This is a genomic window from Streptacidiphilus sp. PB12-B1b (assembly GCF_014084125.1).
GTDB lineage: Bacteria > Actinomycetota > Actinomycetes > Streptomycetales > Streptomycetaceae > Streptacidiphilus.
Genome location: NZ_CP048405.1, coordinates 6,913,686 through 6,926,302 on the forward strand (window position 1 = coordinate 6,913,686; position 12,617 = coordinate 6,926,302).

Sequence of the window (12,617 nt, forward strand, 5' to 3'; positions counted from 1 at the left end):
TTCCGTCAGCCCTCGGTTCAGCCCTCGGCGATCACCACTGCCGACGCTACGCCCGCATCGTGGCTGAGCGAGAGGTGCCACGACCGAACGCCCAGCTCCTCGGCGCGGGCCGCGACCGAGCCGCGCACCTCCAGCCTCGGCTGCCCGGAGGGCTCGGTGCACACCTCGGCGTCGGTCCAGGCCAGCCCGACGGGCGCGCCGAGCGCCTTGGCCAGGGCCTCCTTGGCGGCGAACCGGGCCGCCAGCGAGGCGACGCCGCGCCGCTCGCCGCTCGGCAGCAGCAGCTCGGAGCCGGTGAACAGCCGCTCGGCCAGGCCCGGCGTCCGCTCCAGCGACGCCTCGAAACGGTCGATCGCCGCCACGTCGATCCCGACCCCGATGATCACATTGCCTCCCTCTGTCCCGGGCCCGACGCCCCGGTTCCGGCCCTCATCGTCCACCACGGCACCCCCGCTCCCAAGAAACGCGTTCCCGTCGCGCCGCCGTTGCCTGGACAATGGCTCCGTGCGGATACGACTGCTCGGCCCTCTGACCGTCATTGACGCCGACGGCTCGGCCGTCGAGCTGGCCGGTGCCCGGCTGCGTACGCTGCTGGCGGCGCTGGCGCTGGAGGCGGGCCAGCCGGTGTCCTCCGCCCGGCTGATCGACACGTTGTGGCCGGATGCCCGGCCCGGCAACCCCGCCAACGCGCTCCAGGCCCTCGCCTCCCGGCTGCGCGGGGCCATCGGCCGGGATCTGGTGGCCGCCACGCCCGCGGGCTACCGCCTGGAGCTGGACCGGGCGCAGATCGACGTGCACCGGTTCGAGGCGCTGCTGCGGCAGCCGGGGGACGCCGTGCCCCGGCTGGGCGCCGCGCTGGCGCTGTGGCGCGGCCCGGCCCTGGCGGACGTGCCCGGCTTCGCCGAGGAGGCGGCCCGACTGGAGGCGCTGCGCGAGAACGCCCGCGAGGACCTGCTGGAGGCCCGGCTGGAGCAGTCCGACTGCGCCCGGCAGCCGGACGCCGACCTGGTCGCGGAGCTGGTCGCGGAGCTGGGCGCGCGCACCGCCGCCGCCCCGCTGCGGGACCGCCCCCGGGCGCTGCTGATGCGCGCCCTGCACCGGTCCGGTCGCAGCGCCGAAGCCCTGGCCGTGTACGAGGAGGGCAAGGCGCTGCTGGCGAAGACGCTCGGCACCGACCCCTCCCCGCTGCTGCGCCGGGCCCACCTGGCGGTCCTCTCCACCGACGCGGACACCGACCCCCCGCAGACCCGGGACACCGACAGCACGGACGCGCCGCAGTCGGCCGCCGCCACCCGGTCGGCGCAGCCGGGACGGTCGGCGCAGCCCGCGCCCCGCGCCCTGCCCGCGCCGCTCACCAGCTTCCTCGGCCGGGAGGCCGACCTGGCCGCCGTCCGCGCCGCGCTGGCCGCCGCCCGGCTGGTCACGCTGACCGGGCCCGGCGGCGCCGGGAAGACCCGGCTGGCGCTGGAGACCGCGTCCGGCAGCGACGCGCCGCACGTGGGCCTGGTGGAGCTGGCCTCCGTGGGCAGTCCCGGCGACGTCCCCTCCGCCGTCCTGGCCACGCTGCACCTGCGCAGCTCCGCCGGGGCGCAACGGCCGACCGCCGTGCCGCACCCGGTGGCCGAGGTCACCGAGCGGATCGTGACCGCGCTGGGCAACCGGCCGCTGCTGCTGGTGCTGGACAACTGCGAGCACGTCGTCGAGGCGGTCGCGGTGCTCGCCGCCCGGCTCCTCGCCGACTGCCCCGGGCTGCGCATCCTGGCCACCAGCCGGGAGCCACTGGGCATCACCGGCGAGCAGCTGCACCCGGTGCCGCCGCTGGCGTTCCCCGACGACCCGCCCGGCGGCGCCGCCCTGACCGTGGACGCGGCCTGCGGCTTCGCCGCCGTCCGGCTGTTCGCCGACCGCGCCGCCGCCGTCCGCCCCGGCTACGCCCCGACCGAGGCGGACCTGCCCGCGGTGCTGCGGATCTGCCGCGCCCTGGACGGCCAGCCGCTGGCGATCGAGCTGGCCGCCGCCCGGATGCGCAGCCTCTCCCCCGACCAGATCGACCAGCGGCTGGCCCGCCGCTTCCACCTGCTCACCGGCGGCAGCCGGACCGTCCTGCCCCGGCACCGGACCCTGCGCGCCGTCGTGGACTGGAGCTGGGAGCTGCTGGAGAAGCCGGAGCGGACGCTGCTCGCCCGGATGTCGGTGTTCGCCGGTGGCGCGGGCCTGGAGACCGTCGAGGAGGTGTGCGCGACCCCGGACCTGCCCTCGGAGGAGGTCCTGGACGTGCTGTCCTCGCTGGTCGACAAGTCGCTGGTGACGCGCTCCGGCAACGGCCGGTACCGGCTGCTGGAGACCATCCGGGTGTACGCGGCCGAGAAGCTGGACGCGGCCGGCTGCACCGCCGCCGCCCGCGACGCCCACGCCGCGCACTTCCTGGCCCTGGCCGAGGAGGGCGAGCCGCACCTGTTCACCGGCGAGCAGGTCGCCTGGTTCGCCCGCTTCCTGACGGACCACGACAACCTGGTCGCCGCGCTGCGCCGGTCGGTGGAGCAGGGCGACGCGCCGACCGCGCAGCGGCTGGTGGCCGCGCTCGGCTGGTACCTGTGGCGGCGCGGCGAGCGCGGCGAGAACTTCGAGCTGGCCACCGCGGCGCTGGCCATGCCCAGCGACGCCACCCCGCCGGTCGCCCGCGCCGTGACCAGCGGGATCACCGCCCTGTACAGCCTGGACACCCACTGGGATCTGGGCGCGTCGCTGGAGCTCATGCAGGCCGGTATCGCGCTGCGGGACCGGCTGGACGATCCGTTCGCGCACCCCGTGCTGCCGCTGCTCGACCTCATGGCGGCCATCTTCGAGTCCGACGACCAGGCCGTCGAGCGGCGGGCCTTCGCCCTGTTCGACGCCCCCGACCCGTTCGTCCAGGCCACCGCCCGGCTGTTCATGGGCTTCTCGTTGCAGAACGTCGGCCGCACGGACGAGTCCGAGGCGTACCTGAACGAGGCCGCCGAGCGCTTCCGGGCCATCGGCGACCTGTGGGGCCAGTCGTTCTGCGCCGCCGGCATGGCCGACTACGCCCAGTGGCGGGGCGACATCGACGAGGCGCTCCGGCTGTGGCAGCTGGCGATCTCCTGCGAGGAGCGGCTGGGCGTCAACGGGGACATCGGCGACTACCGCTCGCGGATCGTCCACGCCGTGGGGCTGCGCAGCGGCTTCAGCCCGGCGGCGGTCGAGACCCTGGAGGAGGAGGCCGCCGCCGCGCTGCGCGAGGGCTCCTGGACGATGGTGCTGGCCAGCCACACCGCGCTCGCCGACGCCTACCGGCTGATCGGCAGCCCCGAGCGCAGCCGCCCGCTGCTGCGGGAGGCCGCCGAGCTGGTGCGGGGCCGCAGCAACGGCGCGCCGCAGGTGCGGTCGCTGCTCGCCGGGGCGGCCGGGTACGTCGAGGCGGCCTGCGGCGACTTCGAGGCCGCCGCCGAGCAGCACCGGACCGCCCTGGAGTCGGCGGTGTTCGCGCACGACGGCCCGATCATCGCCGCCTGCCTCCAGGGCTGGGCCGATCTGGCGCTGCGCCGGGGCGATCCGCTGCGCGCCGCGGAGCTGCTGGGCGCCGCGCACCTGCAACGCGGCCTGCCCGACCTGTCCTCGCCGGACGTGGCCCGGATCGCGGCCGGGGCCCGGGCGGCGCTGGGCGAGGCCGGCTACGCGCAGGCGTACGAACGCGGCCGGGCCACCCCGCGCGAGGTCACCAACGCCTCGCTCGGGGTGGCCGTCGGCCGCCTCGGCGCACCCGTACCCGCGCCCGAACCCGCGCCGCCCGGCCGCTGAGCCCGGGCGGCGGCCGGGCCGGGCCGCGCAGGGACGGGCCGGGTCAGCTGCGCCGCTGGTAGGCGCGCAGGGCCAGCGGGAAGAAGACCGCCGCGAAGGCCGCCGCCCACAGCAGCGTGTGTATCACCGGGACGGCCACGGCCCCGCCGTCGAGCATCGCCCGCATGGCGTTCACCAGCGAGGTCACCGGATTGACCTTGACCCACGCCTGCAGCCAGCCCGGCATGGAGGCCACGCTGACGAACGCGCTGGAGGAGAAGGTCAGCGGGAACATCACCACGAAGCCCAGCATCTGCACCTTCTCCGGGTTGGCGGCGACCATCCCGACCAGCACCATCATCCAGGACATGGCCAGCGCGAAGACGATCATCAGCGCCATCGCGCCGACCACCCCGAGCGCGCTGTGCGGCCGGAAGCCCAGGGCCGTGCCGACGCCCAGCATCAGCAGCAGCGACCACGCCTGCTTGCCCAGGTCGGCCACGACCCGCCCGGCCAGCGGCGCGGAGCGGGCGATCGGCAGGCTGCGCAGCCGGTCGAAGACGCCCTTCTGGATGTCGCTCTTCAGCCCGACCGCGGTGTTCATGGTGGCGAACAGCCCGTTCTGGACCACGATCCCGGCCAGCGCGTACTGCAGGTAGGCGTGGGTCGAACCGGACAGCTGTCCGCCGAAGACGTAGGTGAACAGCAGCAGGAACATGATCGGCTGGACGCTGAGGTCCATCAGTTCCATCGGGTTGTGCTTGATCTGGACGAGGTTGCGCCAGGCCAGTGTGGCGGTGTGGCCCAGCCCGGCGAGGAGGCCGACCCGGCCCGAGGCGGGCCGGGCGGGGGTTGCGGTGAGCGTTGCCATGGTCAGACTCCTGCCTTCTCGGTCTCGTCGGCGGACGCCGCCAGGTCGGCGGTCCGTTCGGGTTCGGCCCGGTGCCCGGTCAGGGTCAGGAAGACCTCGTCCAGACTGGAGCCGCGCAGCGACATCTCGCCGACGGCCAGCCCGGCCTCCTCCAGCCGCCGGACCACCGCGGGCATCAGCGCCACGTCCCGCACCGGGACGCTGACCAGGCCGTTGGGGGTGATCTCGGCGGACGCCCCGGCCAGCTCCGCGACCTGCCGGTGGACCGCGTCCAGATCCGCCGGGCGCACCGGCCGCAGCTCCAGCACCTGCCCGCCGACCTGCGCCTTCAGCGCCTCCGGGGTGCCCTCGGCGATGACCCGGCCGTGGTCCACCACCACGATGTCGTCGGCCAGCTGGTCGGCCTCCTCCAGGTACTGGGTGGTGAGCAGCACCGTGACGCCGTCGCCGACCAGGCCCCGGACGGTGTCCCACAGCCCGTTGCGGCTGTGCGGGTCCAGGCCGGTGGTGGGCTCGTCCAGGAACAGCACCTGCGGTCGGCCGACCAGGGAGGCCGCCAGGTCCAGCCGGCGGCGCATGCCGCCGGAGAAGGTCCCGGCCGCGCGCCCCCCGGCCTCGGTCAGGTCGAACCGCTCCAGCAGCTCGGCGGCGCGGGCCCGGGCGTCCCGGCGGCTGAAGCCCAGCAGCCTGCCGATCATCAGCAGGTTCTCCGTGCCGGTCAGCATCTCGTCCACGGCCGCGTACTGGCCGGTGAGGCCGATCTGCGCGCGGACCGCGCCCGCCTCCCGGACCACGTCCAGGCCGCCGACCAGCGCCCGGCCGGAGTCGGGCCGCAGCAGCGTCGCCAGGATGCGCACCACCGTGGTCTTGCCCGCGCCGTTGGGCCCGAGCACGCCCAGCACCGTCCCGGTGCGGGCCACCAGGTCCACCCCGGCCAGGGCCTTGGTCTCCTTGAAGGTCTTGACCAGGCCCTCTGCCTGGATCGCGTACGTCATCGCGGTCTCCCCGTTGTCGTGCTGTCCGTCCGTGCCGTCCTGCGTCACCGACTCTCCTCCCGGGCACTGACATTCCGCTGAGACGAATCTCTCGCCGCTGACAGCGCCCTGACACGCCACACCGCGGCGGCTGGCCGGAGAATGGGGGCGTGCCGACCACGCTCGAAGCCCAACGCCGCGCTGACGCGTCCCCGTTCGTCGACCTCGACCGGGCGGAGTGGAGCGCGCTGCACCAGCGCACGCCCCTCCCGCTCTCCGCCGAGGAGGTGGAAGGGCTGCGGGGCCTCGGCGACGTCATCGACCTCCAGGAGGTCCAGGACGTCTACCTGCCGCTGTCACGGCTGCTGAACCTGTACGTCACCGCGACCGGCCGGCTGCGCGGCGCGCTGAACGACTTCCTGGACGACAACGAGCACACCCACACCCAGGCCGGGACGCCGTTCGTGATCGGCGTCGCCGGCAGCGTCGCCGTCGGCAAGTCCACCACCGCCCGCGTGCTGCAGGCCATGCTGGCGCGCTGGCCGGAGCACCCCCGGGTGGAGCTGGTCACCACCGACGGCTTCCTGCTGCCCAACGCGGAGCTCCAGCGCCGCGGCCTGATGTCCCGCAAGGGCTTCCCCGAGTCCTACGACCGCCGGGCGCTGACCCGCTTCGTCGCGGACGTGAAGTCCGGCAAGGACGAGGTCACCGCGCCGGTCTACTCCCACCTGGTGTACGACATCGTCCAGGACGAGCGGTTGGTGGTCCGCCGCCCCGACATCCTGATCGTGGAGGGCCTGAACGTCCTCCAGCCCGCGCTGCCCGGCCTGGACGGGCGCACCCGGGTCGCCGTCGCCGACTTCTTCGACTTCTCCATCTACGTCGACGCCCGCGCCGACGACATCGAACGCTGGTACCTGCAGCGCTTCCGCAAGCTCCGCGAGACCGCCTTCCAGGACCCCTCCTCCTACTTCCGGCGCTTCACCGAGGTCCCCGAGGAGGAGGCCGTCGACTACGGCCGCCAGGTCTGGCGCACCATCAACCGCCCCAACCTGATCGAGAACGTCGCCCCCACCCGGGGCCGCGCCAGCCTGATCCTGCGCAAGGGCAGCGACCACAAGGTCCAGCGGGTCCGCCTGCGGAAGCTCTGACATGGCGCACGGTGCGCGTCTGGCCGATTACCAGGCCGCCTCCGGCTCACTGGCCCGGTGCAGCGACAGCGAACTGGGCGCGCTGGTGGACGCCGCCGCGCCGATGGGCTCCGGCATCGGCGGCACCTCGGCGCTGCTCCAGGTCGACGGCGTGCCGGTCTTCGTCAAGCGGGTGCCGCTGACCGACCTGGAGCGGCGGCCGGAGAACGTCGGGTCCACGGCGAACCTCTTCGGGCTGCCCGCCTTCTGCCACTTCGGCGTCGGCACCATCGGGGGGCCGGGCTTCGGCGCCTGGCGGGAGCTGGCCGTGCACACCATGACCACCGACTGGGTGCTGGCGGGGGAGCACGAGGGCTTCCCGCTGATGTACCACTGGCGGGTGCTGCCGCACCCCGGGCAGGCGCTCCCCCGGGAACTGGCCGACGTGGAGCAGGCACTCGCCTACTGGGGAGCCGGACCGGGCATGCGCCGCCGGATCGAGGCGCTGCGGGACTCCTCGGCGAGCATCGCGCTGTTCCTGGAGTACATCCCGCAGAACCTGCACGACTGGCTCGGCGCCCGGATCGAAGCCGGGGACGAAGCCGCCGACCGCGCCTGCGCCATGGTGGCGGGGCAGTTGGAGGCGGGCGTCTCCTTCTTCAACGCCCGCGGCCTGCTGCACCTCGACACGCACTTCCAGAACATCCTGACCGACGGCCGGCGCCTGTACTTCGCGGACTACGGCCTCTCCCTCGCCTCCGGCTTCGACCTCTCCGACGAGGAGGCCGGCTTCTTCGCCCGGCACCGGAGCTACGACCGCTGCTACACCGCCACCCACCTGGTGATCTGGCTCGTCACCGCCCTGTACGGCCACCGGCAGGACGAGCGCAGCGCGTTCGTCCGCGCCTGCGCCCAGGGGCTGCGCCCGACGGGCATCCCCGCGCGGGCCGCCGCGCTCATCGCCCGGCACGCCCCGGTCGCCGCGGTGATGACCGACTTCTACCGGGCGTTCCAACGCGACAGCAGGCAGACCCCGTTCCCGCTGGAGGCGCTCCGCCGCATCGACGGGCCGGACACCGCGCTCACCGACTGACGACCCCGGCAGCCTTTTCGGCGGCTGCCGGGGTCGCGGTGGGGTCGAGCTGCTTGCGGATCAGCCGAGTTGCTTGCGGACGACGTCGGCGAGGCGCTCGGCGACGGCGTGCACGCGGTCCACGTCGGCGGCTTCGACCATGACCCGGACCAGCGGCTCGGTGCCCGAGGGACGGAGCAGGACGCGGCCGGTGGTGCCGAGTTCGGCCTCGGCCTCGGCGACGGCGGACAGCAGCACGGCATCGGTCGCGGCGCGGGACTTGTCCACGCCCTTGACGTTGACCAGGACCTGCGGCAGCCGGGTCATCACCGAGGCCAGCTCGGACGCCGACTGCTTGGTCGCGGCCAGCCGGGCGGCCAGCATCAGGCCGGTGAGGGTGCCGTCGCCGGTGGTGGCGTGGTCCAGGAAGATCACATGCCCGGACTGCTCACCGCCCAGGTTGTAGCCGTGCTCCTTCATGGACTCCAGCACGTACCGGTCGCCGACCGCGGTCTGCACCAGGTCGATGCCCTCGCGCTCCATCGCCAGCTTGAAGCCCAGGTTGGACATGACCGTGCCGACGACGGTGTTCCGGCTCAGCGTCCCGGCCTCGCGCATGGCCAGCGCCAGCACCGCGAGGATCTGGTCGCCGTCGATCTCGTTGCCCTCGGCGTCCACCGCCAGGCAGCGGTCGGCGTCGCCGTCGTGGGCGATGCCCAGGTCGGCGCCGTGCTCGAGCACCGCGGCACGCAGCGGGGCCAGGTGGGTCGAGCCGATGCCGTCGTTGATGTTCAGGCCGTCGGGGGCGTCGCCGATGGTGTGCACCACCTCGGCCCCGGCCCGCCGGAACACCTCCGGCGAGACCTTCGAGGCCGCGCCGTGGGCGCCGTCGATGACCACCCGCAGGCCGTCCAGCCGGTTGGGCAGCACCGACAGCAGGTGCGCCAGGTACTGCTCGAAGCCCTCGCCGTGGTCCCGGACCCGGCCCACGGCCTCGCCGGTGGGGCGCTGCCAGTCCTGCCCGCCGAAGCGCTCGAAGTACGCCTCGATGGCGTCCTCGATCTCGTCGTCGAGCTTGTGGCCGCCGCGCGCCAGGAACTTGATGCCGTTGTCAGGCATGGGGTTGTGGCTGGCCGACAGCATCACCCCGAAGTCCGCGCCGAGCAGCCCGGTGAGGTACGCCACGGCCGGGGTCGGCAGCACGCCGACGCGCAGCACGTCCACGCCGGACCCGGCCAGGCCCGCGATCACCGCGGCCTCCAGGAACTCACCCGAGGCCCGTGGGTCCCGACCGACCACCGCCGTCGGGCGGTGCCCCTCGAAGGCTCCGGCGTCGCCCAGCACGTGCGCCGCCGCCACCGACAGCCCCAGCGCCAGTTCGGCGGTGAGGTCCGCATTGGCAAGGCCGCGCACGCCGTCGGTGCCAAAGAGTCGTCCCACTGATCATTCCTCCGCGACTCGTCTATCCACAAGGCGGTGCCACTGCACGCGCCCTCCCCCGAGGTCCATCGAACCAGGCCCATCGAACGCACAACACGCCCCGGGAGCCGTGCTCCCGGGGCGTGATGTCCAGCCTCGGCCCCACGAGGGGGCCCCGAGGCAGGGAGGCTTAGCGCTTGCTGTACTGCGGCGCCTTGCGAGCCTTCTTGAGACCGGCCTTCTTGCGCTCGACGGCGCGCGGGTCACGGGTCAGGAAGCCGGCCTTCTTCAGCGCCGGGCGGTTGGCGTCGACGTCGACCTCGTTCAGCGCGCGGGCGACGCCCAGGCGCAGGGCGTACGCCTGGCCGGAGATGCCGCCGCCGTTGATGCGGGCGATGATGTCGTAACGACCGTCCAGCTCAAGGAGCTTGAACGGCTCGTTGACGATCTGCTGGTGCACCTTGTTGGGGAGGTACTCCTCCAGGGTGCGACCGTTGATCTTCCACACGCCCGTGCCGGGGACGATGCGCACGCGGGCGATCGCCTCCTTGCGGCGGCCGAGGCCGGCGGCCGGAACGGCCTCGGCGAAACGGCCCACAAGGGACTCGGTGGTGTACTCGGTGGGCTCCTCGGCCTCGATCTCGAAGGTCTCGTCGACCTCGAGCGCGGTCTCGGCAGTGGTCTCGGCCACGGTTCTCCTCAGCTACGTTCTTCTAGATTCGGGGGTGGCCGGTATTACTGCGCGACCTGGGTGATCTCGAACGGCACCGGACGCTGGGCAGCGTGCGGGTGCTGGTCGCCCGAGTAGACCTTCAGCTTCGAGAGCATCTGACGACCCAGGGAGTTCTTGGGGATCATGCCCTTGATGGCCTTCTCGACGGCCTTCTCCGGGTTCTTCTCCAGGAGGTCGTCGTAGCGCACGGAGCGCAGGCCGCCCGGGTAGCCGGAGTGGCGGTAGGCCAGCTTCTGGGTCTTCTTGTTCCCGGAAAGGTGCACCTTGTCCGCGTTGATGATGATGACGAAGTCACCCATATCAAGGTGCGGCGCGTACACCGGCTTGTGCTTACCCCGGAGGAGGTTAGCGGCCTGAGAGGCCAGACGGCCGAGAACGACGTCTTCGGCATCGATGACGAGCCACTGACGCTGGACGTCGCCGGGCTTGGGGCTGTACGTACGCACGGTCGTAGCCTTCGCTTTTCAGTGAGTGAGTCCTGACAGGACCACCCGGACGATCAGAAGCAGCCAGGACGAGCTTCCCCGGACGCAATCGGATGGGCACGTCGCTGCTTATCGGCCCGGTGGACCGGCGTACCGACCTCTCACGTGAGATGGAGCGAGCCAATACGCACAACGAACTAGCAGGATACCGGGACGGACCCGTACGGGTCAAAATGCCCGCCCGGGACCGCAGTACCCTGCCAGGTCCTTCAGCCCATACTACGCCCACCCGTCGCCCGGCCACCGCCCCCGAGGGAAGCGCTACGCGCCCAGCCCACCCGTCGCCCGGCCACCGCCCCCGAGTGAAGCGCTACGCGCCCAGCCCACCCGTCGCCCGGCCAGCCCGGCCAGCCCGGCCAGCCCGACCGCCTTAGCCAAGCCCGGCCCCGGCGGCTACCGGTCGCGCTGTACGCGGGTCTCGTCCCAGACCGGCTCGGGGGCCTCGTACACCCGGCCGTCCGAGCCGAAGACCACGAAGCGGTCGAAGGTCCGGGCGAACCAGCGGTCGTGGGTGACCGACAGCACCGTGCCCTCGAAGCTCTCCAGCCCCTCCTGAAGTGCCTCCGCGCTCTCCAGGTCCAGGTTGTCGGTCGGCTCGTCCAGCAGCAGCGCGGTCGCACCGGACAGCTCCAGCCGCAGGATCATCAGCCGGGCCTGCTGGCCGCCGGAGAGATCCTGGAAGCGCTGCTCCTCCTGGCGGTGCAGCTCGTAGCGGCGCAGCACGCTCATCGCGGCCTTGCGGTCCAGCGCGTGCTCCGACTCCAGGATCTCCCGGGTGGTGCGGCCGAACAGCTCCGGGTGCGCGTGGGTCTGCGCGAAGTGCCCGGGCACCACCCGGGCGCCGAGCCGGAATCCGCCCCGGTGGGCCACCTGCTCCCCGGCCAGCAGCCGCAGGAAGTGCGACTTCCCGGAGCCGTTGGAGCCCAGCACCGCGACCCGCTCGCCGTAGAAGACCTCCAGGTCGAACGGCTGCATCAGCCCGGTCAGCTCCAACTGCTCGCAGGTCAGCGCCCGGACGCCGGTACGGCCGCCCCGGAGCCGCATGCTGATGCTCTGCTTGCGCGGCGGCTCCGGCGGCGGTCCGATCTCCTCGAACTTGCGCAGCCGGGTGGTGGCCGCCGCGTAGCGCGAGGCCATGTCGTGGCTGCGGGCCGCGTAGTCGCGCATGTCCAGCACCAGCTTCTTCAGCTGGGCGTGCTTCTCGTCCCAGCGGCGGCGCAGCTCGTCGTAGCGGGCGAAGCGGTCCTCGCGGGCGGCGTGGAAGGTGGCGAAGCCGCCGCCGTGCACCCACACCTCGCTGCCAGCCGCGCCCGGCTCCACGCTGACGATCTTCTCGGCGCTGTTGGCCAGCAGCTCCCGGTCGTGCGAGATGTACAGCACGGTCTTGGCGGTGGTCCGGATCTGCTCCTCAAGCCAGCGCTTGCCGGGGACGTCCAGGTAGTTGTCGGGCTCGTCCAGCAGCAGCACCTCGTCCGGGCCGCGCAGCAGGGCCTCCAGCACCAGCCGCTTCTGCTCGCCGCCGGAGAGGGTGTTCAGGCCGCGCCACTGGGCCCGGTCGTAGGGCATGCCCAGGGCGGCCGTGGTGCAGACGTCCCAGATGGTCTCGTACTCGTAGCCGCCGACGTCGGCCCAGTCGGCGAGCGCCTGGGCGTAGGCGAGCTGCGCCTTCTCGTCGTCCTGGGCCATCATGGCCAGCTCGGCGGCGTCCACCGCGCGGGCGCCGGTGCGGATGCGCGGGGGCGCGACGGACACCAGCAGGTCGCGTACCGAGGCGTCGTGCGCCAACGCGTGCCCGCTGTCGGCGTCGTCGTCGCGGGCCGCCCCGGCGGCGTCCGCGCCACGGCCGGTGGTGCCGACGAACTGCCGCATCACGCCCAGCCCGCCGCTGACGGTGACCGAGCCGCCGTGCGGCTGGAGATCACCGGCCACCATCCTGAGCAGCGTGGTCTTGCCCGCGCCGTTGGCGCCGACCAGGGCGACCGAGGCGCCCTCGCCGACCCGGAAGGACGCGTCGTCGAACAGCACCCGTCCGTCCGGCAGGTAGTACTCCAGGTGTGAAATCTCGACGTGTCCCATGGTCAGCAATTGTCCGCTGACCAGCGCCGCCACCCAAACCGGTTTTCCCGGGCTATGCTCGC

Annotated in this window: 10 protein-coding genes; 3 read left to right on the forward strand and 7 right to left on the reverse strand. The window is 73.2% G+C overall.

What is annotated here, in order from left to right; translation table 11 throughout:
* Window positions 1-17: 17 nt before the first annotated feature.
* Window positions 18-386: a holo-ACP synthase gene (locus GXW83_RS29990; protein WP_225447333.1), complete on the reverse strand. Its 369-nt coding sequence runs from the start codon at window positions 384-386 to the stop codon at window positions 18-20.
* A 118-nt stretch (window positions 387-504) separates the two neighbouring features.
* Here GXW83_RS29990 and GXW83_RS29995 point away from each other — a divergent pair, with 118 nt between their 5' ends.
* On the forward strand, window positions 505-3,816 hold the full coding sequence (locus GXW83_RS29995; RefSeq protein WP_182446168.1) for a BTAD domain-containing putative transcriptional regulator: 3,312 nt from the start codon (window positions 505-507) through the stop codon (window positions 3,814-3,816).
* A 43-nt stretch (window positions 3,817-3,859) separates the two neighbouring features.
* Here GXW83_RS29995 and GXW83_RS30000 read toward each other — a convergent pair whose 3' ends face one another.
* Window positions 3,860-4,666: an ABC transporter permease gene (locus GXW83_RS30000; protein ID WP_182446169.1), complete on the reverse strand. Its 807-nt coding sequence runs from the start codon at window positions 4,664-4,666 to the stop codon at window positions 3,860-3,862.
* 2 nt (window positions 4,667-4,668) lie between these two features.
* Window positions 4,669-5,661, reverse strand: coding sequence for an ATP-binding cassette domain-containing protein (locus GXW83_RS30005; RefSeq protein WP_182447652.1), 993 nt, complete (start codon window positions 5,659-5,661; stop codon window positions 4,669-4,671).
* A gap of 149 nt (window positions 5,662-5,810) precedes the next feature.
* Between GXW83_RS30005 and coaA the strand changes: the two genes are divergently transcribed.
* Window positions 5,811-6,791 (forward strand): type I pantothenate kinase, encoded by a 981-nt coding sequence (coaA, locus tag GXW83_RS30010; protein WP_182446170.1) that lies wholly within the window; start codon window positions 5,811-5,813, stop codon window positions 6,789-6,791.
* 1 nt (window position 6,792) lies between these two features.
* On the forward strand, window positions 6,793-7,863 hold the full coding sequence (locus GXW83_RS30015; protein ID WP_182446171.1) for a protein kinase family protein: 1,071 nt from the start codon (window positions 6,793-6,795) through the stop codon (window positions 7,861-7,863).
* Between the two features lie 60 nt (window positions 7,864-7,923).
* Here the strand turns inward: GXW83_RS30015 and glmM are convergent, their stop codons facing one another.
* The 4 genes from glmM to GXW83_RS30035 form a co-directional block, all read right to left on the reverse strand.
* Window positions 7,924-9,282, reverse strand: a complete 1,359-nt coding sequence (gene glmM / locus GXW83_RS30020; protein ID WP_182446172.1) for a phosphoglucosamine mutase — start codon at window positions 9,280-9,282, stop codon at window positions 7,924-7,926.
* Between the two features lie 169 nt (window positions 9,283-9,451).
* Window positions 9,452-9,952, reverse strand: coding sequence for a 30S ribosomal protein S9 (gene rpsI, locus GXW83_RS30025; protein ID WP_182446173.1), 501 nt, complete (start codon window positions 9,950-9,952; stop codon window positions 9,452-9,454).
* A 44-nt stretch (window positions 9,953-9,996) separates the two neighbouring features.
* On the reverse strand, window positions 9,997-10,440 hold the full coding sequence (gene rplM / locus GXW83_RS30030) for a 50S ribosomal protein L13 (protein WP_182446174.1): 444 nt from the start codon (window positions 10,438-10,440) through the stop codon (window positions 9,997-9,999).
* 432 nt (window positions 10,441-10,872) lie between these two features.
* Entirely contained in the window at window positions 10,873-12,555 is a 1,683-nt protein-coding gene (locus GXW83_RS30035) for an ABC-F family ATP-binding cassette domain-containing protein (protein ID WP_182446175.1), read from the reverse strand.
* Window positions 12,556-12,617: the final 62 nt, after the last annotated feature.

What these genes read in the sequence shown, in the direction of transcription:
- GXW83_RS30000 (WP_182446169.1), bottom strand. Translation starts at nt 4,666, where the DNA reads ATGGCAACGCTCACCGCAACCCCCGCCCGGCCCGCCTCGGGCCGGGTC.
- GXW83_RS30005 (WP_182447652.1), bottom strand. Translation starts at nt 5,661, where the DNA reads ATGACGTACGCGATCCAGGCAGAGGGCCTGGTCAAGACCTTCAAGGAG.
- GXW83_RS30015 (WP_182446171.1), top strand. Translation starts at nt 6,793, where the DNA reads ATGGCGCACGGTGCGCGTCTGGCCGATTACCAGGCCGCCTCCGGCTCA.
- GXW83_RS30035 (WP_182446175.1), bottom strand. Translation starts at nt 12,555, where the DNA reads ATGGGACACGTCGAGATTTCACACCTGGAGTACTACCTGCCGGACGGA.